Raw genomic sequence first — 26,330 nt, forward strand, 5'->3', positions numbered from 1 at the left:
AAAACATAATGTTGCTAATACATGAGGCTGTTACTCATAAAACAGGCTATATGTAAGATAACGATAGTATTAAAAAGTCTATTTTTCAGATGTTATCTCTAAATAATTTCATTTTTTGATATTATAATCTTACTTTTAAGGTAGTGTGGCATATTGTGTTGAATTATTTGCATTAGCCCCCCTAAGTAACATGAATTCTGGTAGAATAGCGAGCTTTGATGTCTTTCTTTCTATGACTTCATCATGTTGCCAATGGGTATATTGATCGTAATACCAGTGATGAGTTTGAAAGTCATACCAAAATTATTATGACAATATGATTGTTGAATGATTATTTTGGTATTACTTGATAATGATATGTGCCGCAAAGACAGGTGAGTTTTTAACCCTGTAAAATATGATTATCCCACGATAACACTGTTATACAGGTAGTTACCCAATGCAGTTAATAGCTTAAATGTTTATTTAGGTCTACTGCGTTTGTGTGCTTGTCTTTTAGGAATGGGGAAATGGAAAAGGCATTGTGCTAATTCATTTCTTTAATTGATTAACTTGGAGGTTTTCATGGCTGTCGCTGCCAACAAACGTTCGGTAATGACTTTGTTTTCCGGTCCGACTGATATTTTCAGCCATCAGGTCAGAATTGTCCTAGCGGAGAAAGGTGTCAGTGTTGAAATTGAACAGGTTGAAGCTGGTAATCTTCCACAGGATCTTATCGATCTAAACCCTTACCAAAGTGTACCGACTTTGGTTGATCGTGAGCTGACTCTGTATGATTCACGCATCATCATGGAATACCTTGATGAACGCTTCCCTCATCCTCCTTTAATGCCAGTTTATCCTGTTGCTCGTGGTAGCAGCCGTTTAATGATGCATCGCATCGAGCATGATTGGTATTCTTTAATGAACACCATCGAAAAAGGAACTGAACAGCAAGCAAATGCTGCTCGTAAACAGTTAGCAGAAGAGCTATTGGCTGTATCTCCTGTGTTTAAAGAATATCCTTACTTTATGAGTGAAGAGTTCAGCTTAGTAGATTGCTACCTTGCTCCTCTGTTATGGCGTTTACCAGTGCTCGGTGTAGATTTAAGTGGTGCTGGCGCTAAAGATGTACAAATTTATATGCAGCGTGTTTTTGAGCGTGATTCTTTCCTCGCGTCATTAACCGAAGCAGAGCGTGAGATGCGTTTACCTTCAAGAGGGTAATTAAGTATGGAGATTATGGATATGTCTCCGCGTCGTCCGCATTTATTACGTGCGCATTATGACTGGATCATCGAAAACGATTTAACACCACATTTAGTTGTTGATGTGAATGTTGTCGGTGTTCAAGTCCCAATGGAATATGCGCATGATGGTCAAATTGTACTAAATATTTCATCTCGTGCTGTAGATGAATTAGAGTTAACACCGTATCAGGTTTTATTTAGTGCAAGCTTTGGTGGCATACCTCGTAAAGTGCGAGTGCCTATGGCTGCTGTTATGGCTATTTATGCGAGAGAAAACGGTGCGGGAATGATGTTTGAGCCAGAGCCTGCTTATGAATCTGGCGCATCATTACAGTTTGCTGAAGATGAGCATCAAGAAACACCAGATGCTCCTGTTGGCGAAGTCTTATCATTAGTAACGGATAAACCTGTTTCTGATGATGTAACGCCACCAGATGATGATCCAGAGCCACCTCGTCCTACAGGTCGTCCATCATTGCGTGTAGTGAAATAAGAGATTATCTTATTTGTATTAATGAAAAACCCAGTTCATTTGAACTGGGTTTTTTTGTACATAAAAAAACGCCCTATATTTCTATAGGGCGTTTAAATTAATGATTGGGCTGAAATTATTTCAGCAGTTCTTCTAAACAACCAGTGTAAAGATTAACTGCAGTCATTAATTGTTTTTCGTCGAAGTCAAAGCCTGCTTGGTGGTGACCCGCTGTTCTATCGGCACCAACAACGAAGTACAGTGATTTACCACCACAACGTTGTACACGTTTTGCTAATACTGTTGCATCTTCACTACCACCGAATGGGCGAGTTGCAACCGCAGTTAGCTCAGAATGTTTACCCACAACTTTGGTCATAACATCAATCAGTTCTTGGTCATTCGTCAAGTCAACGGCTTCACCCATGATTTCGCTTTCCATTTCTAACTGGAAGCTATGTGCTGCGCCTTCAGCCATACGTACTGCATTTGCAGCCATAAAGCTGTTGATCTCTTCATTTTCACCACGAACTTCAATTTGCATTTCTGCGTTAGCTGGGGTGACGTTACGGCCTTCACCGGCTTTTAATACACCGATGTTGATACGTGACATTCCTTTACCATGGCGAGAAATGCCCAGCATTTGTGTTGCCGCGTGGCAAGCACCCGCTAAAGCATTACGACCAAGTTCTGGCTCTGCGCCTGCGTGAGATGGTGCGCCTTTAAAGCGGAAGTCATATTTAGTGGTACATAAGAAATGTGTTGGGTTAATAACAATTTCACCACTGTTGGCGATAAAGCCTAAGTGAGCACCTAAGAAGTAATCAGCATCATCTGCGATACCACTTTCTGCCATTGCACGAGCACCACGAACACCTTCTTCTGCTGGTTGGAATAGAATTTTAACTTTACCAACCACTTTATCTTTATTCTCAACTAACCAGTGAGCAACACCTAAACCGATAGAGATGTGTCCATCGTGACCACAAGCATGCATTTCGCCTGCGTGACAAGAAGCAAAGTTCTCTGCATGAGGACGGTGTTTTGCTTCTGTTGCTTCGTTAACACCAACACAGTCGATATCAAAACGCAGTGCTACTGTTGGGCCTGCTTTACCACTGTCAAAGATAGCCACACAGCCAGTTAGCTCTTTCATTTCATCAAGTAGAGCTTCATCAACTTTATGCTCTCTTGCAACAGCTAGACCTTTTTCAACGACTTGACGGCGGCGACCAAAAGCAAACTCTTGATTGATAACGTCTGGGCCAACTTTAACTTCTAAACCTAAACTACGTAGTTCTTTGACGATTTTTGCTGTGGTTAAAAATTCTGACCAACCAATTTCTGGATATTGGTGAAACTCACGACGCCATTTAATTAATTTTTCTAGTGTAATTGCTGACATATTCATTTCTCCACTTATAACATGAATAACGCAACAGCGATGACGCCGATAATCATACCCGGTGCAGTACGTTTTGCGATTTCCATAGGGTTTACGTTTGCAAGACCAGCACAAACAATTGCTGCACCTGCCAGTGGTGACATAGTACGACCTAACGCGCCAGATAATGCCGCTGCCATACCCATGTCTGGGATTTCATAACCGAATTGTGCAGCATGAGGTGTTACTGTTTCGTTGAATGCGAATGCTGCTGCGTCACCAGAACCTGTGATAATACCCATTAAGAATGGCCCTAAAGTACCACCCCAGCGAGCGAATTCAGGAGAATGAGTTAAGAAGTTGATGAACGCGTCGATTAAACCAGATGCTTTCAGACCTGCTGCGAATACTGCTGCTGCAATGATGATACCTAATACATCACCATAAGCATTACCCATACCTTTAAAGAACTCTTTCGTAATTTGAGCTGGGTTAGTTAATGTGATGAACAGAGCATAGATAGAACCGATTAACATTGCCGCTGGTACAGACAGTTTAAATGTACTGAAAGTCTCGAAGAATGGCAGAATTAACAGGATTAATGGAATGAAAGGTGCTGTTGCATATAAGTAGTTAGGGCGAATAGCTTCTGGCGTTGCTTGTACTGATGAAGATGATGCATCACCCGCAACAGAAGCCATTTTGAACTCTTTTTTCACTAAAGCGACAACCGCCAGTGAAACTGCTGCGATACCACCAGCCATTAAGCTATATGGGCTATGGCGAGCGATTAAATCAACCACTTCCATATTCGCCATGTTAGCAACGAAGGCGTTATGCGACATACCTGGGCTTAGCATTGAGCCGATAGTACCACATAACACGGCACCACCAGCGATAGCTGGGTGAATACGTGCTGCGATTAATAATGGAATGAGTGTCGCACCTACCGCTGCCGCACAACCTGCTGCTGATGGGATTGCGATATTAATAAAATACGTTACGACAACCGTAGCTGGAATAAGGAAGAAGCCCAGACGAGTCATTACTTTTGATAAAACATGAACCAGATGCATATCGCATTTGGTATATTTCATAACATAAGCAAAACCCATACTCGAACAGATTGCTTGAATTAATGATGAAGATACCATGCGCTCACTAAATGCGGCAAACGCATCTAATGGGCTTAGGCTCAAAATACAAAGCAATAAACCCGCACCGATAAGTACCATTCGGGTTTCATATTTTTTTATTAGCAAATAGACAGTTACGATAATAACGGCTACGGCTATAAGTTGCATCACCATGGTGATCCCCTAGTTAATTATGACAATACTATTAATTATGAAAGCGAACCTAACATCAATAAATTATATTTTTCTGTAAAGTTATTAGGTGACTCCATTATGAAGTTGGTAGGTTGATAATATTTGATTGTTATCAAATTTAATAGCCGAAATAAAATCTATTTTTTTAGACTGTGATGTTATTAACAAATGCTGTAAAACAATGATCATTAAAAGATGACAAAAAGGTTAAATAAAAAGAGATAAAGTAAAAAATACGAAAATAAATTATATTTACTATAGATAAGGAGTGTTATTTTGATACAAAAAAGAATATCGCTTTTTATCAAAATATTATTCTATAAATTATATTAAATGGTAATGAGAATGATTATTTGGTCTGATATCTTGATGATCCTTAAATACTATTTATTAATTTCACCGATAATATTGCAAACTTATCCCACTTAAATTAAATGGGATAATAAACAAGAGAAATTGTTATTTAAAATAACGGAAATAAAAAATATTTAACATGATAAATATTGCAATATTCCTTCGGCAGCCTCTCTTCCTTCTGCTATTGCTGTTACCACAAGATCAGAGCCTCGTACAATATCGCCTCCAGCAAACACTTTAGGATTTGTTGTTTGATTTGGTATTTCTTGATTATCTGAAATAATAATTCTGCCTGAAGATGCATATTCAATATTATTTTCATCTAACCATGGATAATGTGCAGGTTTAAAGCCAAATGCCAGAATAACCGCATCAGTAGATAACAAATGCTCACTTCCTTCAATCGGCGTTAATGTTTTATCACTTTGAGTTTTAATAACGCGAATACCAACCATTTTATTTTGATTATCAACTTCAATATCTATAGGTTGAAGATTAAATAAAAATTCGCCGCCTTCTTCTTTGGCGTTTTTTACTTCACGTTTTGAACCTGGCATATTGCTTTCATCACGACGATAAACACAAGTGACTTTATTTGCACCTTGTCGAATTGCAGTACGCACACAGTCCATTGCGGTATCGCCACCGCCTAATATCACTACATTTTTATCTTTAAGGTCGATATAAGGTGTTTGAGGATCTTCACCATAACCCATTAAATAACGTGTATTACCAATTAAATAAGGTAGGGCGCTATAAACACCATCAGCATTTTCATTAGGAAAATGACCGCTTAAACTGTGATAAGTGCCCAATCCTAGAAAAACCGCGTCATATTGTGTTATTAGGGTATTTAGGGCGATATCCTTGCCTATTTCCGTATTAAGGCAAAACTCGATACCCATTTCACTAAATAATTCGCGGCGTCGGATCATCAGTGATTTTTCGAGTTTAAAAGAGGGTATCCCAAACGTAAGTAATCCCCCAATTTCTGGATGTTTATCATAAACAACTGGTTTCACACCTTGACGAATAAGAACATCTGCACAGGCAAGACCCGCAGGGCCTGCGCCGATAATCGCAACTTTTTTATCAGTCATTGTGACGTGAGAAAGATCGGGGCGCCATCCTTGTGCTAAGGCGGTGTCATTGATGTAACGTTCAATATTGCCAATTGTGACTGCACCAAAATCATCATTAAGCGTACAGGCACCTTCACAAAGCCTATCTTGAGGGCAAACGCGACCACAAATTTCAGGCAAACTGTTTGTTTGATGAGAAAGCTCGGCCGCTTCAATAATACGTCCTTCGTTTGCCAGCTTTAACCAATTAGGAATGTAATTATGAACAGGGCATTTCCATTCACAATAAGGATTCCCGCAACCTAAACAGCGATCAGCTTGTGCGGAGGCTTGCTGTGGTGAAAAGGCCTCATAGATTTCAACAAACTCAATTTTGCGAATTGCTAACGGTTTTTTAGTCGGCTCAACACGATTTAAGTCGATAAACTGATACACATTCTGACTCATAATATTCTCCTATTGTGCCTGAACGCGTAATTCAGCAGATGAACGACGAGGATGACCAAGCAACGCATTGACATCACTGGACTTTGGCTTAACCAACTTGAAGTGTTGTGACCAATATTCCCACTGTGAAAGTAATCTTTCTCCTTGCTGTGAGCCTGTTAGTCTGACATGTTCTGCAATCATGCCACGTAGATGTTCAGCGAGAATGGCAAAGGATGCAACAGGAAGCAACTCAATCGACGAAGTGTTGATCCGTTGCGATAATGTGAGGTCTTCATCTAATAGATAGGCAAATCCCCCCGTCATTCCTGCACCAAAGTTAATCCCTGTTTTACCGAGAACGCAGACAATACCGCCCGTCATATATTCACAGCCGTTATCACCAACGCCTTCAACAACAGCAATCGCGCCGGAGTTTCTGACGGCGAAACGTTCACCTGCCAAGCCTGAAGCATACAGTTTCCCGCCTGTTGCGCCATAAAGGCACGTATTACCCATAATGGTTGCATGATGATTTTTAAAAGCAGAACCAACTGGAGGCGAAATTACAATACGACCGCCCGCCATACCTTTGCCAACATAATCATTTGCATCACCGATTAAGGTTAATTCAACGCCTTGTGCATTCCAGACACCAAAGCTTTGACCTGCGGTGCCCGTAAAATTGAGTTTTATAGGTGTTGCAGATAACCCATTCTCGCCATATTTCTTAGCAATAATGCCAGATAACGTTGCACCCACAGAGCGGTCTGTATTACGAATATCAAAATAGTGTGTTTGGCTTTTTTGCTGTTCAACGGCTTCAATCGTTTGAGTAACAATACGCTGGTTTAATTCACCTTTATCATAAGTTTCATTATTTTCCTGACAATAAAGGGATTTACCTATGGGGGATGTCACTGTTTCTAGTAATCCGCCTAATGAGAGTTTTTGTTGTTTGCTTGTCACACCTTCTAAACAAGAAAGCAGATCAGTACGACCGATTAAGTCGGTAATTTTTTGTACTCCGAGCAATGCCATTAACTCACGGGTTTCTTGTGCAATAAAGCGGAAGTAGTTAATAACACGTTCAGGTAATCCGTGATAATGGTTACGACGTAGCGTTTCATCTTGAGTTGCAACACCCATTGCGCAATTATTTAAATGACAAATACGCAAGTATTTACAGCCTAACGCGACCATAGGACCTGTACCAAAACCAAAACTCTCTGCGCCTAAAATCGCCGCTTTAATAATATCGAGTCCTGTTTTTAATCCGCCATCGACTTGTAAACGAATTTTATGACGAAGATTGTTTGCCACTAGCGCTTGTTGGGTTTCCACTAAACCTAATTCCCACGGACTACCTGCATATTTTACAGAAGTTAAAGGACTTGCACCTGTACCTCCGTCATAACCTGCAATGGTTATCAAATCCGCATAGGCTTTGGCAACACCCGTAGCAATGGTGCCCACACCAGGCTCTGATACGAGTTTTACAGAAATCAGTGCAGTAGGATTGATCTGTTTTAAGTCGAAAATAAGCTGTGCTAAATCTTCAATAGAATAGATATCGTGATGAGGTGGCGGTGATATTAAAGTAACACCAGGAACAGCGTAGCGTAATTGCGCAATATAAGGGGTGACTTTATCGCCGGGAAGTTGTCCTCCTTCACCGGGTTTTGCTCCTTGTGCGACTTTGATTTGCAAAACATCTGCACTCATTAGATAAGAAGGCGTCACGCCAAAACGACCCGAGGCAATTTGTTTAATGCGTGAGACTTTATTAGTACCGTAACGAGCCGGATCTTCACCGCCTTCGCCTGAATTTGAAAAGCCGCCCAACGTATTCATCGCTTGCGCAAGGGCCTCATGAGCTTCTTTGCTTAGTGCCCCAATTGACATTGCAGCGGTATCAAAGCGTTTAAATAATTCTGTTTCAGGTTCGACTTCTTCAATCGAGATAGGCGTTGCCTTGTTATTGAGGACTAGCATATCGCGCAATGTGGTTATTGGGCGTTGTTGTACCAGACTAGCATAATGCTGATAGTCGGCATATTCCCCGCTATTTACCGCTTGTTGCAGTGCTTGAACGACATCAGGATTGTAGGCGTGATATTCCCCTTTATGCGCATATTTCAATAATCCCCCCGCATCTAAAGGGTAACGGGTTAACCAAGCTCGTTTAGATAGATTAAATAAGTCGTGTTCAAAATCACTAAAGTCAGCGCCATTAATCCGATTATCAACGCCCGCAAAGCAGAGCTCGACAACGCTATCATTTAATCCCACCGCTTCAAAAAGTTGAGAGCAACGGTAGGAAGCTACGGTTGAAATGCCCATTTTGGACATGATCTTATACAATCCTTTATTTATGCCGTTGCGGTAATTAAGCATTACTTGGGCATAACTTGCTTGCAGGATTTTTTTATCAACACGTTGGGCTAAAGATTCATAAGCAAGGTAAGGGTAAATAGCGGTAGCACCAAATCCGAGTAATACGGCGAAATGGTGAGGATCACGGGCACTAGCGGTTTCGACAATAATATTGGCATCACAGCGTAAGTTATTATCTACCAATGCTTTTTGTACCGCGCCAACTGCCATAGGAGCAGGAATAGGCAATCGCTCTTTAGTGATATTTCTATCTGTTAAAACCAATAATACCGCACCACGGTGAACTTCCTGTTGTGCTTTTGCGCATAATTGGCGTAACGCTGTTTCTAAGTTGCATTCTGTTGGTTGATATGTGATATCAAGATGAACAGATTGGTAATAAGGACTTTCTTGATTAATAAGCTGTTGGAAATCGCTATAAAGCAAAATAGGCGATTTAAAACTCAGTCGATGAGCTTGACCTTCCGCTTCGCAAAACACATTCATCTCGCGCCCAATGCAGGTCGCTAAAGACATAACATGTGCTTCTCTTAATGAATCTATGGGAGGATTTGTTACTTGCGCAAATTTTTGTCTGAAATAGTCATAAATAAGCCGAGGGCGTTGAGAAAGTACAGCAAATGGCGTGTCATCGCCCATTGATCCTGTGGCTTCTTGCCCGTTTTCTGCAAGCACATGCAAAATGCTTTCAAGTTCTTCTTGGCTATATGCAAATTGTTTTTGATAAGTGGCTAATAAAGTGTCATCAAAGGCACGTTGTCCTGTAGCTTGTTGTTCTGGTAACTCTTCAAAGGGCGTTAAACGTTTGACATTGCGCTCTAACCACAGTTTATAAGGATGGCGTCTTTTTAAATCTTCATCGGTTTCGGCAGAGTGCAAAATACGCCCCTGATGAGTATCAATGACCATCAGCTCGCCAGGACCTACACGTCCTTTTTCTCGCACTTCATCAGGCTGATAATCCCAAATACCAATTTCAGAAGCACAAGTGATGATGTTATCTGTGGTAATAACGTAACGAGCAGGGCGCAAACCGTTTCTATCTAGCGTACACGCAGCGTAACGACCATCTGATAATACAATACCTGCGGGGCCATCCCAAGGCTCCATATGCATTGAGTTAAAATCAAAAAAGGCACGAAGATCTTCATCCATTTGTGGATTGTTTTGCCATGCAGGCGGCACTAACAATCGCATTGCACGAACAATATCCATACCGCCATTGAGAAAAAGTTCTAGCATATTGTCGAGTGAACTTGAATCTGAGCCACTCTCATTGACAAAAGGTGCTGCACTTTGTAGATCAGGAATAAGTGGCGTATGGAATTTATAGGCACGCGCTCTTGCCCATTGACGATTGCCTGTAATGGTATTTATTTCACCATTATGAGCAAGATAGCGAAAAGGTTGCGCAAGAGGCCATCTTGGTGTGGTGTTAGTTGAAAAACGCTGGTGGAATAAACAAATTGAAGATTCCATGCGTAGATCGGCAAGATCGGTAAAAAAGCGCGGTAAATCAATGGCCATGCAGAGACCTTTATAGATGGTCACTAAATTAGAAAGACTACAAATATAAAAATCATTGTCAGTAATGCGCTTTTCAATACGTCTGCGGGCAACAAAGAGTCGTCTCTCAATATCACTTATCCGCCATCCTGCGGGGGCATTAACAAAAACTTGTTCGATTAAAGGAAGAGAAGAAAGGGCAATACTCCCTAAAATATCAGTGTTAATAGGCACTTCACGCCAGCCGACAATAGAAAGTGTTTCACGTTGTAGCTCTTCTTCAACGATGAGACGGCATTGTTTGGCAATATTGGGATCTTGGCTTAAAAATAGCATCCCTACGGCGTAATTTTTTGCTAAATGCCAGCCTTTTTCTTGTGCAACTAATTGGAAGAAACGCTCTGGTTTTTGTAAGAGTAATCCGCATCCATCGCCGGTTTTACCATCAGAAAGAATAGCACCACGATGTTGCATTCTGGCAAGACCATGTATGGCATTTCTGACAATCTTATGGCTGGCTTGCCCTTCAATATGCGCGATCAACCCAAACCCACAATTGTCTTTTTCCTGTGTCTTTTGATAGAGCATTTTTTTGCTTCCTACTTTGTTTACTGAGCACCTCAAAACAGAGCACAAAAGGAACGTTTTGGCTCAAAGTATGTAGGTAAATTTATGGGTGCTCAGTCGGGTGATGTTGTGTTTGCCTAGCTTGGAGTGTTTTTTATATTGCTATGCAATGCCTTTTCAACTTATCGATAAATAAAAATCAGGTCAATGTGTAGGGATATTTGACTGAGATAAAATAGATAAGGATATTTTTATTTTAATGCATTGATTAATAACTAAATTATTCTATTTTAAAATAGTATGAGAGCGATTTTTTAATGTGAGCTATATCACTTTATTTGAGCGCTTTAGCTTTATCTCATCCTTTAATGATAAAAACGGGTAGTGAGTTATTCTACTGAATATATTGATTTTGGAGTTTTATTGTTTTTATACATTTTGTATAAAAAAAGACAAATTGAATTTTTTCTAATAAGGTCTATTTATCGTTGATATTGCTATCGTCTATGTTGCTTAGTTTTTGTATTATTTTTTATGAATGCATATGTCTGAATAGATTCGTTGAGAGAAAATAGAGGGTTAAATCAAACAAAGTAATGAGAAATAACTACTCTTAGCAAGATTTCTGAATGTTCGCCACTGCGCCAATTCATTTTTGGGTTATCATTCCATAGATTCAATATATTGGAGTTTTCAATGAAATTGCTCAAAGGGCTTGCCCAATACTACGTTGACTTAATGATGAGGCTGGGGCTAATTCGCTTCTCATTGTTGTTAGCTTCTGCATTAGTTGTTTTAGCGATGGTTGTTCAAATGGCGGTGACATTCTTGCTTGCAGGTGATGTTACCAGTATTGACCTTGTTCGCTCTATTTTCTTTGGGCTGATTATTACGCCTTGGGCTGTCTATTTTCTCTCTGTTGTGGTTGAACAACTTGAAGAATCACGACGCCGTTTATCTCGTATGGTGGATAAACTAGGTGTAATGCGCCAGCGCGACTTAGAGCTTAACTCTCAATTGAAAGAGAATATTGAGCAATTAAACTTGGAAATTCAAGAGCGTGAAAAAGTTGAAAAAGCACACCTTGAACTACTAGAAAAACTAAAAAGTGAAATGAAGCGTCGTGAATTGACGCAAATCGAGCTTGAACAGCAATCCTCACTTTTACGCTCATTCTTAGATGCCTCTCCTGACTTAGTTTATTACCGCAATGAAGATAATGAATTTTCAGGATGTAACCGTGCGACGGAATTACTGACAGGTAAAAGTGAAAAGCAACTTATCGGTTTAACACCACTTGATGTGTATGACGAAGATATTGCGATAAAAGTGATGGAAACGGATGAAAAAGTCTTCCGTCATAATGTGTCGCTCACTTATGAGCAGTGGTTAGTTTATCCTGATGGCCGCAAGGCTTGTTTTGAACTGCGCAAAGTGCCGTTTTATGATCGTATTGGTAAACGTCATGGCTTAATGGGCTTTGGACGTGACATTACAGAGCGTAAGCGCTATCAAGACGCATTAGAGAACGCGAGCCGTGATAAAACCACCTTTATCTCAACAATCAGCCATGAATTGCGTACACCGCTAAATGGTATTGTTGGATTAAGCCGTATCTTATTGGATACCGAGCTTTCACCAGAACAACTCAATTACTTAAAAACGATCCATGTGAGTGCGATTACGTTAGGGAATATTTTTAATGACGTGATTGAGATGGACAAAATTGAGCGTAGAAAAATTCAGTTAGATAACCAGCCAATTGACTTTACTGAATTTATTTCTGATTTAGAAAACCTGTCTGGATTGTTAGTACAGCCAAAAGGATTGAAATTCACACTCGAAGCTGAAGAAACGCTACCGCATAAGATAACCTCTGATGGGACTCGATTACGTCAGATCTTATGGAATCTCATTGGTAATGCTGTGAAGTTTACTCAAGAAGGTGAAATCAAAGTGCGTATTTGGCAAGAAGCGCCAGATAAGTTGTTATTTGAAGTGAAGGATAGCGGAATTGGTATTCCAAAAAGTGAGCTTGAGAAGATCTTTGCTATGTACTATCAAGTCAATGATAGTCAAGGTGGTCGTTCTGCAACGGGAACGGGTATCGGACTTGCTGTCTCAAAACGCCTAGCACAGCATATGGGCGGCGATATTCGTGTTGAGAGTGAGTTAGGTGAGGGTTCTACCTTTACCCTCTCTATCGTCGCTCCTGCGATTGAAGAGCACCACGATATCGAAAGTGATGATGAACTCTTATTACCTGCTTTAAATATTCTGCTTGTTGAAGATATAGAACTTAACGTGATTGTTGCCTGCTCTGTTTTAGAAAAATTGGGTAATACCGTTGATGTGGCAATGACAGGACAAGAAGCGTTATCGATGTTTAAGCCTGATGAATATGACTTAGTGCTACTAGATATTCAATTACCTGATATGACTGGCTTCGATATTTCAAGAAAATTACGTCAAGAATTCGACAGTAATGAACTTCCTCCTCTTATCGCTTTAACAGCAAATGTTTTGAAAGACAAAAAAGAGTATTTGGATGCGGGAATGAATGATGTGCTAAGTAAACCACTTTCTGTGGATGCACTTACCGCGATTATCAACAAATTCTGGGGTGATGGTGCGGTTTCTGTGCCATGTAATGAGTCATCGGAATTGTTGAATAAAAATGAAGAATTATTAGATATAGACATGCTGAATCAATACATCGAACTTGTCGGACCTCAATTAATCACTGATGGTTTAGATGTTTTTGAAAAGATGATGCCAAGTTATATGTCAGTTCTTGAATCTAACCTAACAGCGCGTGATCAGAAGGGCATCACTGAGGAAGGACATAAAATCAAAGGTGCAGCAGGTTCTATAGGTTTAAAACATTTACAGCAACTCGCTAAACAGATCCAATCACCGGAATTACCTGCTTGGTGGGACAATGTACAAGAGTGGGTCGATGAGCTAGGGAAGGATTGGAGAAAGGATGTAGAAAGTTTAAGAAACTGGTTGGCAGACGCTAGAAAAAAATAACCCCAACCGAAGTTGGGGTGCGCGAATACTGCGCCAACACCAGGGAAACTTTTCTATCCGCTTTTTTTGATTCTCATTACATAGGCGAATAGGATGAAACTATTCCATACATCATACAAGCAACAAAATAGCAAAGATAAGTTTTTTTGTTACAAGAAACATTTAAATATGTGATGCCGATTGGTGTTTACACCTATAAATGGGTAACTAGTAATCTACTACAAACGGAGAAAGATATGAAATCAATTGCGGTAATTTTAAGTGGCTGTGGTGTATTCGATGGGAGTGAAATCCATGAATCAGTGCTCACAATGCTTGCTTTAAGCCAAAATAATGCTGAAGTTCATTATTTTTCACCTAATGATTTACAACCAACTGTAATTAATCATATTACAGGTGAGGAAAAATCAGAAAAAAGGAATATGATGGAAGAATCTTCTCGTATTTCTCGTGGAAAAATCTCCCCTTTATCAGAGGCAAAGGCTGAAAACTTTGATGCTGTCATTATTCCTGGTGGCTTTGGTGCAGCGAAGAATTTATGCAATTTCGCAACAAAAGGGAGTGACTGTGAAATTAACAAAGATCTCTTAAGATTTGTACAAGCGATGCATCAGCAAAATAAGCCATTAGGGTTAATATGTATTGCGCCTGTAATGTTACCAAAAATGTTAAATTCTCCAGTAAAATTAACAATTGGAAATGACGCAGAAACAGCTCGTGCAATTGAAAAGATGGGTGGCATCCATATAGATTGCCCGGTTGATGATATTGTTGTTGATGAAAAATATCGTGTTGTCACAACTCCTGCGTATATGCTTGCACAATCTATTGCACAAGCACAGGTAGGTATTGAGAAACTAGTTAAGAAAGTCCTTGAGATGGCATAAATAGTAGGTAAAAACAGCAGATGGTACTGGTGAGAAAGTTAAAGAAACTATTAATTATTTTAATTGCTTTATGGCTGTTAACAGTTGTGCTGTTTTCTTTTTTACCTGTGCCTTTTTCTGCTGTTATGGTTCAAAGACAAATTTCTGCTTGGAGTGAGTTTGATTTCTCTTATGTATCACATTCCACTTGGGTAAGTGAAAAAGAGATAGCTTCTGTAATGTATTTAGCTGTTATTGCTTCTGAAGATCAAAATTTTCCCAAACATTGGGGCTTCGATTTTGATGCTATTGAGAAAGTTTTCAAAAAAAATCATAACAACGGGAAAACATTACGTGGTGCATCGACTATTTCTCAGCAAACGGTCAAAAATCTCTTTTTATGGGATGGTCGTAGTTGGATAAGAAAAGGGCTTGAGACGGGAATGACGCCAGTTGTCGAGCTTATTTGGTCAAAAAAACGTATTTTAACGGTGTATCTGAATATTGTTGAATTTGGTGATGGGATCTTCGGTGTAGAGCAGGCTTCTCAACACTATTTTAGAAAGCCAGCGAAACAACTTACAAGCCATGAAGCTGCATTATTGGCTGCGGTATTGCCTAACCCGCATATTTATCACGTAAATAAACCTTCTGCTTATACCTTAAAACGGCAACAGTGGATCTTAAATCAGATGCGACTAATGGGTGGAATAGCCTTTTTAAAGAAAAATAATTTGTAACACCTTTATAAGGTCGGAAACACTTTACTTTCTGGCTCTGCAATTTTTTCTGACATTTTGTTTATCGTCGATGGATCATTAGCTTGACGAGATTGAATGCGAAACTGTGACGGTGTCATGCCATATTTACGTTTAAAGGCATCACAAAAATAAGCATTACTTCCAAATCCACAACGATGGCTGATTTGAAATACCGAGTAATTAGAGAATGTGAGGTAGTTTAAAGCGATCCCCATTCTGACATCTAATAGCAATTGGCAGAATGAAACCCCTTCTTTATTTAAATGCCGACGTAATGTCGATGGCGTCGTAAACAATGTTTTTGCGACATCTTCTAAATGCCATTTTCGCTGTGGATCTTGTGTTATCAGGTGTGTAATGGCCTGATTTTTCGGCTCATCATAGTTAAAACGAAAGATATTTAGAATATCCACACCTGCCTGATGTACCGCCATTAAAATAAAGAATAAGCACTGCTGCATAAACATGGTTTCTTGTGATGGAGAGCCATGTGGTAGCGGTAAACACTGTTTTAAAATTCCAAAATTACTTTTTATCACTTCAGGAGTTGATAAATGGTAAGACGGAAGGTGGCTTGTGAGTGGCGAGCTAGATTTAATTAAAGGTTTTAGTAAAGAGAAAACCGATTGAAGCTCTGTTTCACATAACACCAGAGTGTGTAGTTCAATAGATTTATGCGTAAATTGGCTGACAATATCGCAAGAAATTTGACTATATTTCGGAATAATAAGCGTTAAATGGCTTGATACATCAATAGTTTGCCCATTGATGCAAATTGTACCTTTTGCGCCACTAACCATCGCTATCATCGGGTTTTCGATGTAAAACGTTTTTAAAGACATTTGGTTAGAGGACAGGATGTGTTTGTATTCCATGATCTCCGATATACCGTAGGCAAGTTAAGCATTAATCTTGCTTAAATGAACAATACTCAAAATTAGCTCATTTGCTGTATAAACTGATAAGCCACGTCTAGAATAATAAATAGAGAGATTATTCTAGTTTAAATTAGTGTTGTCATGCAAAGCTGAATGAGAGCAAAACAGAATATAATCTTGCTGATAAAACATGACAATATAGATATTTGCTCATTTTTTACATTTATTTTAAACAGTGTCATTTTTTCTAAATAAATTGTTATTTATTCAAAACGCATTTTTCGTAATAAGGTGTAGAATCGCGCGTCAAAGACGAAGGAGATTATCCTGTTCTTAGGATATCACTGTTTGTCTTTTATCCACACCCTATCCAACATTCATTAGCTTATTTTCTATTTGATTTTGAATGACTCAATCTTATGGATAGCGCTGTATGTATTCACGTATTTTCCTGATTTATTGATAATTTTGCCGAGTTGGCAGGAGTGAGTATGTCTGACTTTTCAGGGAAGGGTTGGCTTGCTGAAATCGTTTTACGTTATGAAGTAAAACGTGAAATAACACGTCTTACAGAAAAGCGCCATATCGGCCCATTAATGGTTCAGCGTCCTTTTTATCCTGAGCAAGGTATTGCACACACTTATTTGCTTCATCCCCCAGGCGGTGTGGTTGGTGGCGATAACCTATTGATCAATATTGATGTGCAGCCTCAAGCACACGCGTTGCTCACAACACCTGGAGCCACTAAGTTTTACCGTAGCGCAGGCGGTGTTGCTCGGCAAGTTCAAACCTTAAAAGTGGCAGCTAATGGCTTTTTAGAGTGGTTACCTCAAGAAAATATCTTTTTTCCTGAAGCTCAAGTTTGCCTAGAAACGCATATTCATATTGCATCTACAGCCAGATTTATTGGCTGGGAAATCCAATGTTTTGGTCGCCCTGTTTTAAATGAATGGTTTGAAAATGGCAATGTAAAAGGGCGTTTAAATTTCTATATTGATGAAAAGTTGACATTAACTGAGTCGCTTTTTGTCGATGGTTTACAAAAAAGATCGGCTGCCATGCGTGAATTTCCTATGTTGGGGTCACTTTATATTTATCCCGCAACAGACGAATTAAAAAACCTTATTCAACAGAGCGTTGAGATTTCTTCAGCCACTTACGATCCTGTTATCGAATATGGTTTAACGGATGTAGACGGTATTTTAGTTTTACGGTTATTAGGCTCGCAAACAGAGCCGATGATGGCGTGTTTTGCTCAAGTTTGGCAAACCGTCAGACAACACTGGTTAGGGTATTGCCCTGAGCCGCCTCGTATATGGGCGACATAATCGTTAATTTTAGGAGCAGAAATGGAATTAACACCAAGAGAAAAAGATAAATTACTGCTTTTTACAGCGGGTCTTGTTGCTGAAAGACGTTTAGCGAAAGGGCTCAAGCTTAATTATCCTGAAGCGGTTGCACTTATCAGTTGCGCCATTATGGAAGGCGCGCGCGAAGGTAAAACTGTTGCCCAATTGATGAGTGATGGACGTACTGTTTTGACGGCAGAACAAGTCATGGAAGGGGTGCCAGAAATGATCAAAGACATTCAAGTAGAATGCACATTCCCTGATGGCACAAAGCTTGTTTCTATTCACGATCCTATTGTGTAGGTAACAACATGATACCCGGTGAAATTAGAGTTAATCAGGCATTAGGGGATATCGAGCTTAATGCCGGTCGAGAGACAAAAACAATACAGGTTGCCAATCATGGTGATAGACCCGTGCAAGTTGGTTCTCATTATCATTTTTATGAAGTGAATGACGCACTGAAATTTGAACGAGAAGGCACTTTGGGTTTTCGTTTAAATATTCCAGCGGGCATGGCGGTTCGTTTTGAACCCGGTCAAAGCCGCACAGTCGAATTGGTGGCTTTTGCAGGAAAACGTGAAATTTACGGTTTTCATGGCAAAGTGATGGGTAAATTGGAGAGTGAGAAAAAATGAAAACTATCTCACGTCAAGCTTATGCAGATATGTTTGGCCCAACAACTGGCGACCGTCTGCGATTAGCCGATACTGAGCTTTTTCTTGAAATTGAAAAAGACTTCACCACTTATGGCGAAGAAGTCAAGTTTGGTGGTGGTAAAGTTATTCGTGATGGTATGGGGCAGAGCCAAGTCATCAATGCTGAATGTGTCGATGTACTTATTACAAACGCCATTATTTTAGATCATTGGGGTATCGTAAAAGCGGATATCGGTATTAAAGATGGTCGCATTGTGGGTATCGGTAAAGCTGGTAATCCTGATGTACAGCCTAATGTGGATATTGTTGTAGGGCCTGCTACTGAAGTGGTTGCTGGTGAAGGTAAAATTGTTACCGCAGGTGGCGTTGATACGCATATTCACTTTATCTGCCCTCAACAAGCACAAGAAGGTTTGGTGTCTGGTGTCACCACGTTTATTGGTGGTGGTACAGGACCAGTAGCTGGAACAAATGCAACCACAGTCACTCCGGGTATTTGGAACATGCACCGCATGTTAGAGGCTGTTGATGAACTCCCGATTAATGTTGGTTTATTTGGTAAAGGCTGTGTGAGTCAACCTGAAGCCGTTCGTGAGCAAATTGAAGCGGGTGCTATTGGTTTAAAAATTCATGAAGATTGGGGCGCAACACCAATGGCAATTCATAACTGCCTTAATGTTGCCGATGAAATGGATGTGCAAGTTGCTATTCACTCTGACACCTTAAATGAAGGCGGTTTCTATGAAGAAACTGTGAAAGCAATTGCTGGTCGTGTGATCCACGTTTTCCACACCGAAGGCGCGGGTGGGGGGCACGCCCCCGATGTAATTAAATCAGTCGGAGAGCCGAATATTCTCCCCGCTTCAACCAATCCTACAATGCCTTATACCATTAACACGGTAGATGAGCATCTTGATATGTTGATGGTTTGCCATCACCTTGATCCTTCTATTCCTGAAGATGTGGCTTTTGCTGAATCTCGTATTCGCCGTGAAACTATCGCAGCAGAAGATATTTTGCATGATATGGGCGCTATTTCTGTTATGTCGTCGGACTCGCAGGCAATGGGGCGCGTAGGTGAAGTGATCCTTCGTACTTGGCAATGTGCACACAAAATGAAATTACAACGTGGCATATTAGAAGGTGACACACCTGAAAGTGATAACCATCGCATTAAACGCTATGTGGCGAAATACACTATTAATCCTGCTTTAGCGCATGGTATTGCACATGAAGTCGGTTCTATTGAAAAAGGAAAATTGGCTGATCTGGTTTTATGGGATCCGGCTTTCTTTGGTGTGAAACCCGCATTGATCATGAAAGGTGGCATGGTGGCTTATGCGCCAATGGGTGATATTAACGCGGCTATTCCAACGCCTCAGCCTGTGCATTATCGTCCAATGTATGCGTGTTTAGGTAAAGCGAAATATCAAACGTCGATGATCTTTATGTCGAAAGCGGGGATCGACGCAGGTGTACCTGAAAAGCTGGGCTTAAAGAGCTTAATTGGTCGTGTTAAAGGTTGTCGTAATGTGACTAAAGCTTCGATGATCCACAATAGTTATGTGCCTCATATCGAGCTTGATCCTCAAACCTATATTGTGAAAGCGGATGGTGTGCCATTAGTGTGCGAACCTGCAACGCAATTACCTATGGCACAACGCTATTTCCTCTTTTGATCCGCGTTTTACCGAGAATGTAGAGAATGAAAAGATTTACTCAACTTATTGATAAACAAAAAGCGCTTGAAATAGCAACTTCAGAAAAACAGGCTCTTACTTTGTGCTTAACGATGGATGAAAGAACCAAAAGTCGTTTAAAAGTAACCTTAAGTGATGGGCAAGAAGCTGGGCTATTTTTGCCCCGTGGTACGGTGCTAAAAGAGGGCGATATCTTACTGTCAGAAGATAATACGCTGGTAACGATTGAAGCGGCTAAAGAGCAAGTTTCAACCGTGTATAGTGACGATCCGCTGTTATTGGCTCGTGTTTGTTACCACTTAGGTAATCGTCATGTTCCATTACAAATCGAAGCGGGTTGGTGTCGCTATTTTCATGATCATGTTTTAGATGATATGGCGAGAGGTTTAGGCGCCAATGTAGTGGTGGGTTTAGAGAAATACCAACCTGAGCCAGGCGCTTATGGTGGATCGTCAGGTGGTCATCATCACCATCACTCTCATGACGATCACCATCATCATCACTAATTATTTGAATAAGGGAGCCTATTGATGCTTGCAGATCTGCGCTTATATCAATTAGTCAGTCCTTCTTTACCTGTGGGATCGTTTACTTATTCCCAAGGATTAGAGTGGGCGATTGAAAAGGGTTGGGTTTGTTGTCCGCAAACATTATCGGATTGGTTAAGTACCCAAATGACCAGCACTATAGCAACGTTAGAGCTCCCTATCTTACGGCGATTACAAGAAAATTTGGCACAAGCCAAAATGAGTGAAGTGAAATATTGGTGTGATTTTATTGTCGCAAGTCGTGAAACTAAAGAGTTAAGACAAGAAGAGCGCCAACGAGGTATCGCTTTTGCTCGTTTACTTCCTCAATTAGATATTGAGTTAGATGAAACTTTACAAGCATGTGTAAAACAGACACAACTCATGGCGTTTGCGTTAGCTGCTGTGAAATGGAATATCTCCTCTGAAAAGTTATGTTGTGCTTACGCTTGGGGTTGGCTTGAAAATACAGTGATGTCAGGCGTAAAACTGATCCCATTAGGGCAAAGTGCGGGGCAGAAAATATTGTTTACATTAGCAGAGCAGATCCCTGCAATTGTTGAGCAATCCGCACATTGGGCAACGGAAGATATTGGGAGTTTTACACCCGCACAAATTATTGCCAGTAGTCGCCATGAAACACAATACACTCGACTTTTTCGTTCATGAGAAATCTATATGCAAGAATATAATCAACCACTACGTATTGGTGTGGGTGGCCCTGTTGGATCAGGAAAAACCGCACTGTTAGAAGTTCTTTGTAAAGCAATGCGCGACACTTATGAAATCGCGGTTGTGACTAACGATATTTATACTCAAGAAGATGCCAAGATCTTAACACGTGCTGAAGCATTAGATGCGGATCGTATTATTGGTGTCGAAACGGGCGGTTGCCCTCATACTGCTATTCGTGAAGACGCATCAATGAACCTTGCGGCGGTTGAAGAATTAGCTATGCGCCACAAAAATCTTGATATCGTTTTTGTGGAAAGCGGTGGTGATAACTTAAGTGCGACATTTAGCCCTGAGCTTGCTGATTTAACTATTTACGTAATTGATGTTGCCGAAGGTGAAAAGATCCCTCGTAAAGGTGGCCCTGGTATTACTCATTCCGATCTACTCGTGATCAACAAGATCGATCTAGCACCTTATGTTGGAGCATCATTAGAAGTGATGGAAGCAGACACAGCAAGAATGCGTCCTGTGAAGCCTTATGTTTTCACAAATCTAAAAGAAAAAGTGGGCTTGGAAACGATTATCGATTTTATCATTGATAAAGGGATGTTAAGACGCTAACTGCTTGTTGAGTAAAGGCGAGTTTTAGTCGAGAAAGAAACTGATAGTATCGGTCATTTTATTATAAAGACCGATACTGTCAGGATAATCTAAAAACGATATTAGCAATGGGATCAGTTAAGGTAAGTAAATGCGGTAGTGACTTTTACTACCCCTTTGGTTTCACTGGCAATTTTTGCAACAGCAGCCCCTTCTTGGCGGGTTAAAATACCAAACAAGAACACTTCACCATTTTCAGTGATCACTTTTACAGAAGAGGATTTTACTGAATCACTGCCTAAAATTTGAGAGCGAACTTTGGTTGTTAACCATGTATCTGAAGATGCAGTGCCTAATGTCACAGGCTCACCTTGGCGCACTTCGTTGTAGACGTTATTCACCCCTTCAACCTGACTTGCGACTTGTTTTGCCGTATTCGCAACAGACATATCAGGGCTTTGACCTGTTAACAGAATATTGCCTTGGTAAGCAGTCGCCACAATACGTGAATTACTTTTCTTGATCTGTTCGTTTTTGTTTAGAGCACCAGAAACACGAGCTTCCAAGGTACCATCGTCAACTTGTTGCCCTAATGAGCGAGGATCGGTTGCAGTTTTACCCGCAACTGCGGCTGTGCCGACAACAGCTGCGCCGATACAACCTTGCAGTAAAAGCGCAGAACACAGCACTGCAGTGATAGGAAGCAATTTCATAGTAACTCCTTAGTCATCCTGATGTGGGAATAATGTATTATCAATCAAATCACAGAGACAATTGACTGTTAGCATCTGAACTTCCTGTATTCTGACGGTGCGTTGAGATGGAATACGAATTTCAACGTCTTGAGGGCCTAATAACCCAGCAAGCTCTCCGCCATCATAACCTGTTAATGCAACAATGGTCATATCTCGTGTAACAGCGGCTTCAACGGCTTTAATAATACTTCTGCTGTTACCGTGCGTTGAGATAGCAAGTAGCACATCTCCAGCTTGTCCTAATGCACGCACTTGTTTTGCATAGATTTCATCGTGCTGCTGATTCCCCATAATTGCAGTCATCACAACGCTATCTGTGTTTAACGATAATGCAGGCAAGCTTGGGCGCTCAGTTTCAAAACGATGGATCATGCTTGCGGCAAATCGCTGTGCTGTTGCTGCTGAGCTACCGTTTCCACAGCTTAATATTTTATGGCCGTTTAACAAAGATTGAACCATCATCATGGCGGCTCTGGAAATGGCATCTGGTAATGCTTCTGCTGCTGCAATTTGAGTTTGAATACTCTCTGTAAAGCAGACTTTGATTCTATCAAGCACGTTAAGACCTATATAATCTAATTTAACGAATAAATTCCGTATAATCGAGAATGTTTTTTAACCATATTAGCTGGCGTTGATTAAATGCACAAATATCAAAGCGACAGTCTGATGTCTCGATACTTTCTTGGCGTTGTGCTAACCAACACTGTGCTGTACGCCACAAGCGACGTCGTTTTGAGGCAGTAATAGAGCTTATTGCATCACCAAATAAGATGTTACGTCTAAAACGAACCTCAACAAATACCCATGTCCTCTTTTCCTGCATAATAAGATCAATTTCTCCGCAGGGATATCGGACATTACGCTCAATCAATATTAATCCTTGTTGGCGTAAATATTTTAGCACTTTTTGCTCATAATACAGCCCTAAAAAATAAGGGTTTTTAGAAAAAATCATCCATGATTTCCTTCTTTATCTCACTCATAAAATAAACCGCCTTTATGGCGGTTTATTTTAATGATAACTAAATATGTGTATTACTGTACCACAGGTTCAATTTTACCTTGTTTAAACTGCATCCAAGGAAGTTCTCTATAAACAGTACAGTTGTTTTCAACACGTAATGAACCTGAAATACCATTAAAACGTAATGTGCCTTTTGTCAGATCATTGTAATTGTTTGCTAATGACCATGCATCAATTCCCATGGCATAAAGACGCATTAATGAGTAATCGTTCGCAAACTTGCTGGATGCTTTTTGCATTAACGGCAAATTAGCGCCAGCCATCAATGGAATATCACTAAATTGAATACCATCCATCTCCATACGGAAATCAGGGCCTGTTCCACCTTGGTTACTCCGCGAACTAACATAAATTGGTGGACGTTTTTGGGTGCTGATCGCCATATCAATCATTGGCTTAATTAAGGTTAATTCATCGCTGGTGGCAATGATGTAAACCGAATCAATGGCACCACCCGCAGATGGAATAGATTGTGTCTCTAATGGTAAAGGTGCATTAGCTGTTAGTAGAACAGGCGTACCTGTCATACGAATACCCACACCACGGTTAATAGAGGCTTTTAAGCTATCAACAGAACTAAAAGTTTGTTGTAAAACGGTGCCACCACCTGTGCGTTGCCACTCATCAGCAAATGTTTGAGCCATTCTTTGACCAAATTTATTATCAGGAACAATAATTAATGGGTTTGATTTTTGTTGCTGACGTAAATGTTGTGCCGCATTACGTGTTTCATCTTCTGGCGAAAGCGAGAAGAAGCAAACCGTGGTTGCAGAAGGCACATTATCTAACTCATTGAGTGCTAATACAGGTAAACCACTTTGAAGCTCTATCGTCTTCATGACTTCAGGTTTTAGCAGCGGGCCGACAATTAAGTTAGCGCCGTCTTGCTGCACTTTTTTCATTAAAACATCAATAGGCTGGCTATTGGTATCATAAACAATCACTTGGCGTGAGTTTTGTGCAATAGGATCTAAGCGTAATGTTGTATCACCAGAAAATGTTGAGCTCTCTTTTCCTTGATCTTGAGTCGCTTGCGTATTTTCGGTTGTTTCTTTTGCCGTATCTGTTGCTGGTGTCTCTGTATTATTGATGCCCAACTCTTCTAAAATTGATGCAAGGCTGTCATCTTTTTTAGGCTCTTGCGGTGCTGTTGGCATAGCTTGAGGTTGCGGTAAACCACTTTGTGCATCAAGGAAACCTTGGCGAATAGCTTCACCAAAGACTTTCGCTTGCCCTGTTAAAGGTAATAATAATGCGATTTGGCTACTCGTACTCACAGAGGGTTGTGAAAGACGTAATAATGCTGCTGGAAGGGTTAATGCCGCTGGATTACGAGGATAGCGAGTCTGCCATTCTCTGACTGCCGCTGATAGCTTATCAGCATCATCTTTGTTGTATTCATAGGTATTCAGTAAATCTAACCAACCTTGCAGTGTATTTTCATCTGCTTTGATAACAACGCCACGGCGTTGCTCTGGTGTGAGTTTGGTTAGCGTGAGCCATGTATCATCAATATTTTTCTGATGCAGTTGAGGATCAGTAATTAATGTTTCTAACCCAATATAGGCTCTAATAACATCTAAAGATGCTAGCCCTTGAGCGTCATCAATCACTTTTTGAAATTGTTTCATCTCCATTTCTGCTTTTGCAGCTGGAGTGAGAGGTTGTTCTTGTTGCCCCGTCAGGGTACAACCTGACATAATCAACGCAGAGAGTATCGCAGTATAGGATAAACCTGTTTTAAAACGCACAAAAATTGAGGAAAGCATACTGTACCCAGTGATGTTTTATAATTATGCTCAATTTTAAATCGGTCATTCGGAATAAACAATGAATCAACCTAATCGAGCAGCGGTAACGACATCCACACTGTACATAGTACCCACACCTATTGGTAATCTGGGCGATATCACCCAGCGGGCACTTGATGTGCTGTCTCATGTCGATTTAATTGCTGCAGAAGATACCCGTCATACAGGGCTTCTATTACAGCACTTTGCCATTAACGCACGTTTGTATGCGTTACATGATCATAATGAACAGCAAAAAGCGGATCAATTAATTAGCAAATTACAACAGGGGCTAAGTATCGCATTAGTCTCTGATGCAGGTACACCATTAATTAACGATCCTGGCTATCATTTAGTCAATCAATGTCGTAAGAATGGCATCAATGTCGTGCCATTACCCGGCGCTTGTGCTGCTATTACGGCACTTTCTGCGGCAGGGCTTCCTTCTGATCGTTTTTGTTATGAAGGATTTTTGCCAGCAAAAACAAAAAGTCGTCAAGATTGTTTACGCGCATTATCAGAAGAGCCTCGTACATTGATTTTTTATGAATCAACACATCGACTGTTAGATAGTTTAGCTGATATGGTGACAGTTTGGGGTGAAGATCGCTACGTAGTATTAGCGAGAGAGCTCACAAAAACGTGGGAAACTATTCAAGGCATGCCTGTTGGTGAATTACTTAAGTGGGTACTTGAAGATGAAAACCGTCGTAAAGGCGAAATGGTATTAATTGTTGAAGGTTATGAAAAACCCGTTGATGACGATTTTTCCCCAGAAGTATTACGGACACTTGCGATTTTACAAAAAGAGTTACCACTGAAAAAAGCGGCAGCAGTCACTGCTGAGATTTATGGCGTGAAGAAAAATGCACTCTATAAACATGTCATTGAGCAAAATGGTGAAGCTCAAGACGAGTAAAGTGATTTTTTAGCTTCTTTTGCTATACATTTTCTACCAA

22 protein-coding genes are annotated in these 26,330 nt (G+C 40.4%); 13 read left to right on the top strand and 9 right to left on the bottom strand.

All coding sequences use genetic code 11. From position 1 onward, the window contains the following. Nucleotides 1-564: 564 nt before the first annotated feature. A complete protein-coding gene (gene sspA, locus ABN212_RS00605; protein WP_023582862.1) occupies nucleotides 565-1,206 on the top strand; it encodes a stringent starvation protein SspA in 642 nt (213 codons plus the stop codon). A gap of 6 nt (nucleotides 1,207-1,212) precedes the next feature. Then, a complete protein-coding gene (sspB, locus tag ABN212_RS00610; RefSeq protein ID WP_160229959.1) occupies nucleotides 1,213-1,722 on the top strand; it encodes a ClpXP protease specificity-enhancing factor in 510 nt (169 codons plus the stop codon). Between the two features lie 115 nt (nucleotides 1,723-1,837). Here sspB and ABN212_RS00615 read toward each other — a convergent pair whose 3' ends face one another. The 4 genes from ABN212_RS00615 to gltB form a co-directional block, all read right to left on the bottom strand. Then, nucleotides 1,838-3,106 carry an amidohydrolase gene (locus tag ABN212_RS00615; RefSeq protein ID WP_109371927.1) on the bottom strand — a complete coding sequence of 423 codons (1,269 nt, stop codon included), beginning with the start codon at nucleotides 3,104-3,106 and terminating at the stop codon, nucleotides 1,838-1,840. A 14-nt stretch (nucleotides 3,107-3,120) separates the two neighbouring features. Further along, nucleotides 3,121-4,395 (bottom strand): C4-dicarboxylate transporter DcuC, encoded by a 1,275-nt coding sequence (gene dcuC / locus ABN212_RS00620; RefSeq protein WP_349442700.1) that lies wholly within the window; start codon nucleotides 4,393-4,395, stop codon nucleotides 3,121-3,123. 509 nt (nucleotides 4,396-4,904) lie between these two features. Further along, nucleotides 4,905-6,302: an FAD-dependent oxidoreductase gene (locus tag ABN212_RS00625; RefSeq protein WP_198632063.1), complete on the bottom strand. Its 1,398-nt coding sequence runs from the start codon at nucleotides 6,300-6,302 to the stop codon at nucleotides 4,905-4,907. 9 nt (nucleotides 6,303-6,311) lie between these two features. Continuing rightward, a complete protein-coding gene (gene gltB, locus ABN212_RS00630) occupies nucleotides 6,312-10,772 on the bottom strand; it encodes a glutamate synthase large subunit (RefSeq protein ID WP_349442702.1) in 4,461 nt (1,486 codons plus the stop codon). A gap of 675 nt (nucleotides 10,773-11,447) precedes the next feature. Between gltB and arcB the strand changes: the two genes are divergently transcribed. The 3 genes from arcB to mtgA all read left to right on the top strand — a co-directional run bounded on the left by arcB (nucleotide 11,448) and on the right by mtgA (nucleotide 15,390). Next, a complete protein-coding gene (gene arcB, locus ABN212_RS00635) occupies nucleotides 11,448-13,784 on the top strand; it encodes an aerobic respiration two-component sensor histidine kinase ArcB (protein WP_198619285.1) in 2,337 nt (778 codons plus the stop codon). 236 nt (nucleotides 13,785-14,020) lie between these two features. Then, nucleotides 14,021-14,671, top strand: coding sequence for an isoprenoid biosynthesis glyoxalase ElbB (gene elbB / locus ABN212_RS00640; protein WP_198619286.1), 651 nt, complete (start codon nucleotides 14,021-14,023; stop codon nucleotides 14,669-14,671). A 20-nt stretch (nucleotides 14,672-14,691) separates the two neighbouring features. Next, nucleotides 14,692-15,390 carry a monofunctional biosynthetic peptidoglycan transglycosylase gene (gene mtgA, locus ABN212_RS00645; RefSeq protein ID WP_196532371.1) on the top strand — a complete coding sequence of 233 codons (699 nt, stop codon included), beginning with the start codon at nucleotides 14,692-14,694 and terminating at the stop codon, nucleotides 15,388-15,390. Nucleotides 15,391-15,395: 5 nt separating this feature from the next. Here mtgA and ABN212_RS00650 read toward each other — a convergent pair whose 3' ends face one another. Next, nucleotides 15,396-16,286 carry an AraC family transcriptional regulator gene (locus ABN212_RS00650; protein WP_196532370.1) on the bottom strand — a complete coding sequence of 297 codons (891 nt, stop codon included), beginning with the start codon at nucleotides 16,284-16,286 and terminating at the stop codon, nucleotides 15,396-15,398. Nucleotides 16,287-16,780: 494 nt separating this feature from the next. On the opposite strand from ABN212_RS00650, the gene ABN212_RS00655 reads away from it, so the two are divergent. From ABN212_RS00655 to ureG, 7 genes are read left to right on the top strand one after another with little or no spacing between them, the layout of a single operon-like run. Then, the gene (locus ABN212_RS00655; protein WP_198619287.1) at nucleotides 16,781-17,617 is read left to right on the top strand and encodes an urease accessory protein UreD; all 837 of its coding nucleotides are present in this window, start codon (nucleotides 16,781-16,783) and stop codon (nucleotides 17,615-17,617) included. A gap of 21 nt (nucleotides 17,618-17,638) precedes the next feature. After that, nucleotides 17,639-17,941, top strand: a complete 303-nt coding sequence (locus tag ABN212_RS00660) for an urease subunit gamma (RefSeq protein ID WP_198619288.1) — start codon at nucleotides 17,639-17,641, stop codon at nucleotides 17,939-17,941. 8 nt (nucleotides 17,942-17,949) lie between these two features. Continuing rightward, on the top strand, nucleotides 17,950-18,276 hold the full coding sequence (locus ABN212_RS00665; protein ID WP_069368686.1) for an urease subunit beta: 327 nt from the start codon (nucleotides 17,950-17,952) through the stop codon (nucleotides 18,274-18,276). After that, nucleotides 18,273-19,976, top strand: coding sequence for an urease subunit alpha (ureC, locus tag ABN212_RS00670; RefSeq protein WP_109371909.1), 1,704 nt, complete (start codon nucleotides 18,273-18,275; stop codon nucleotides 19,974-19,976). Before ABN212_RS00665 ends, ureC begins: the two co-directional genes overlap by 4 nt. Before the next feature lie 26 nt (nucleotides 19,977-20,002). Then, nucleotides 20,003-20,503 (top strand): urease accessory protein UreE, encoded by a 501-nt coding sequence (gene ureE / locus ABN212_RS00675; RefSeq protein ID WP_196573643.1) that lies wholly within the window; start codon nucleotides 20,003-20,005, stop codon nucleotides 20,501-20,503. Nucleotides 20,504-20,527: 24 nt separating this feature from the next. After that, nucleotides 20,528-21,193 (top strand): urease accessory protein UreF, encoded by a 666-nt coding sequence (locus ABN212_RS00680; protein WP_198619289.1) that lies wholly within the window; start codon nucleotides 20,528-20,530, stop codon nucleotides 21,191-21,193. Between the two features lie 9 nt (nucleotides 21,194-21,202). Beyond that, complete coding sequence (gene ureG, locus ABN212_RS00685) at nucleotides 21,203-21,820, top strand: urease accessory protein UreG (RefSeq protein ID WP_006535303.1); 618 nt, start codon at nucleotides 21,203-21,205, stop codon at nucleotides 21,818-21,820. Nucleotides 21,821-21,933: 113 nt separating this feature from the next. On the opposite strand, the gene dolP is transcribed toward ureG, so the two are convergent. The 4 genes from dolP to ABN212_RS00705 form a co-directional block, all read right to left on the bottom strand. Then, complete coding sequence (gene dolP, locus ABN212_RS00690; protein ID WP_023582845.1) at nucleotides 21,934-22,512, bottom strand: division/outer membrane stress-associated lipid-binding lipoprotein; 579 nt, start codon at nucleotides 22,510-22,512, stop codon at nucleotides 21,934-21,936. Nucleotides 22,513-22,521: 9 nt separating this feature from the next. Continuing rightward, on the bottom strand, nucleotides 22,522-23,112 hold the full coding sequence (gene diaA / locus ABN212_RS00695) for a DnaA initiator-associating protein DiaA (protein ID WP_004245257.1): 591 nt from the start codon (nucleotides 23,110-23,112) through the stop codon (nucleotides 22,522-22,524). 22 nt (nucleotides 23,113-23,134) lie between these two features. Next, nucleotides 23,135-23,512 (bottom strand): YraN family protein, encoded by a 378-nt coding sequence (locus ABN212_RS00700; RefSeq protein ID WP_349442709.1) that lies wholly within the window; start codon nucleotides 23,510-23,512, stop codon nucleotides 23,135-23,137. A gap of 80 nt (nucleotides 23,513-23,592) precedes the next feature. Further along, nucleotides 23,593-25,350, bottom strand: coding sequence for a penicillin-binding protein activator (locus tag ABN212_RS00705; protein ID WP_349442710.1), 1,758 nt, complete (start codon nucleotides 25,348-25,350; stop codon nucleotides 23,593-23,595). Between the two features lie 61 nt (nucleotides 25,351-25,411). Here ABN212_RS00705 and rsmI point away from each other — a divergent pair, with 61 nt between their 5' ends. Beyond that, nucleotides 25,412-26,290 (top strand): 16S rRNA (cytidine(1402)-2'-O)-methyltransferase, encoded by an 879-nt coding sequence (gene rsmI / locus ABN212_RS00710; RefSeq protein WP_023582842.1) that lies wholly within the window; start codon nucleotides 25,412-25,414, stop codon nucleotides 26,288-26,290. Nucleotides 26,291-26,330: the final 40 nt, after the last annotated feature.

This window comes from Proteus genomosp. 6, assembly GCF_040139785.1.
Taxonomy (GTDB): domain Bacteria; phylum Pseudomonadota; class Gammaproteobacteria; order Enterobacterales; family Enterobacteriaceae; genus Proteus.

Excerpts from the sequence above, each read along its gene's own strand:
- ABN212_RS00665 (WP_069368686.1), top strand. The coding sequence starts at position 17,950 with ATGATACCCGGTGAAATTAGAGTTAATCAGGCATTAGGGGATATCGAG.
- ABN212_RS00615 (WP_109371927.1), bottom strand. The coding sequence starts at position 3,106 with ATGTCAGCAATTACACTAGAAAAATTAATTAAATGGCGTCGTGAGTTT.
- dolP (WP_023582845.1), bottom strand. The coding sequence starts at position 22,512 with ATGAAATTGCTTCCTATCACTGCAGTGCTGTGTTCTGCGCTTTTACTG.
- mtgA (WP_196532371.1), top strand. The coding sequence starts at position 14,692 with ATGGTACTGGTGAGAAAGTTAAAGAAACTATTAATTATTTTAATTGCT.
- dcuC (WP_349442700.1), bottom strand. The coding sequence starts at position 4,395 with ATGGTGATGCAACTTATAGCCGTAGCCGTTATTATCGTAACTGTCTAT.
- ureE (WP_196573643.1), top strand. The coding sequence starts at position 20,003 with ATGAAAAGATTTACTCAACTTATTGATAAACAAAAAGCGCTTGAAATA.
- elbB (WP_198619286.1), top strand. The coding sequence starts at position 14,021 with ATGAAATCAATTGCGGTAATTTTAAGTGGCTGTGGTGTATTCGATGGG.
- ureC (WP_109371909.1), top strand. The coding sequence starts at position 18,273 with ATGAAAACTATCTCACGTCAAGCTTATGCAGATATGTTTGGCCCAACA.
- ABN212_RS00650 (WP_196532370.1), bottom strand. The coding sequence starts at position 16,286 with ATGGAATACAAACACATCCTGTCCTCTAACCAAATGTCTTTAAAAACG.
- ureG (WP_006535303.1), top strand. The coding sequence starts at position 21,203 with ATGCAAGAATATAATCAACCACTACGTATTGGTGTGGGTGGCCCTGTT.
- sspA (WP_023582862.1), top strand. The coding sequence starts at position 565 with ATGGCTGTCGCTGCCAACAAACGTTCGGTAATGACTTTGTTTTCCGGT.
- sspB (WP_160229959.1), top strand. The coding sequence starts at position 1,213 with ATGGAGATTATGGATATGTCTCCGCGTCGTCCGCATTTATTACGTGCG.
- arcB (WP_198619285.1), top strand. The coding sequence starts at position 11,448 with ATGAAATTGCTCAAAGGGCTTGCCCAATACTACGTTGACTTAATGATG.
- ABN212_RS00660 (WP_198619288.1), top strand. The coding sequence starts at position 17,639 with ATGGAATTAACACCAAGAGAAAAAGATAAATTACTGCTTTTTACAGCG.
- ABN212_RS00680 (WP_198619289.1), top strand. The coding sequence starts at position 20,528 with ATGCTTGCAGATCTGCGCTTATATCAATTAGTCAGTCCTTCTTTACCT.
- ABN212_RS00700 (WP_349442709.1), bottom strand. The coding sequence starts at position 23,512 with ATGATTTTTTCTAAAAACCCTTATTTTTTAGGGCTGTATTATGAGCAA.
- ABN212_RS00705 (WP_349442710.1), bottom strand. The coding sequence starts at position 25,350 with ATGCTTTCCTCAATTTTTGTGCGTTTTAAAACAGGTTTATCCTATACT.
- ABN212_RS00655 (WP_198619287.1), top strand. The coding sequence starts at position 16,781 with ATGTCTGACTTTTCAGGGAAGGGTTGGCTTGCTGAAATCGTTTTACGT.
- rsmI (WP_023582842.1), top strand. The coding sequence starts at position 25,412 with ATGAATCAACCTAATCGAGCAGCGGTAACGACATCCACACTGTACATA.
- ABN212_RS00625 (WP_198632063.1), bottom strand. The coding sequence starts at position 6,302 with ATGAGTCAGAATGTGTATCAGTTTATCGACTTAAATCGTGTTGAGCCG.
- gltB (WP_349442702.1), bottom strand. The coding sequence starts at position 10,772 with ATGCTCTATCAAAAGACACAGGAAAAAGACAATTGTGGGTTTGGGTTG.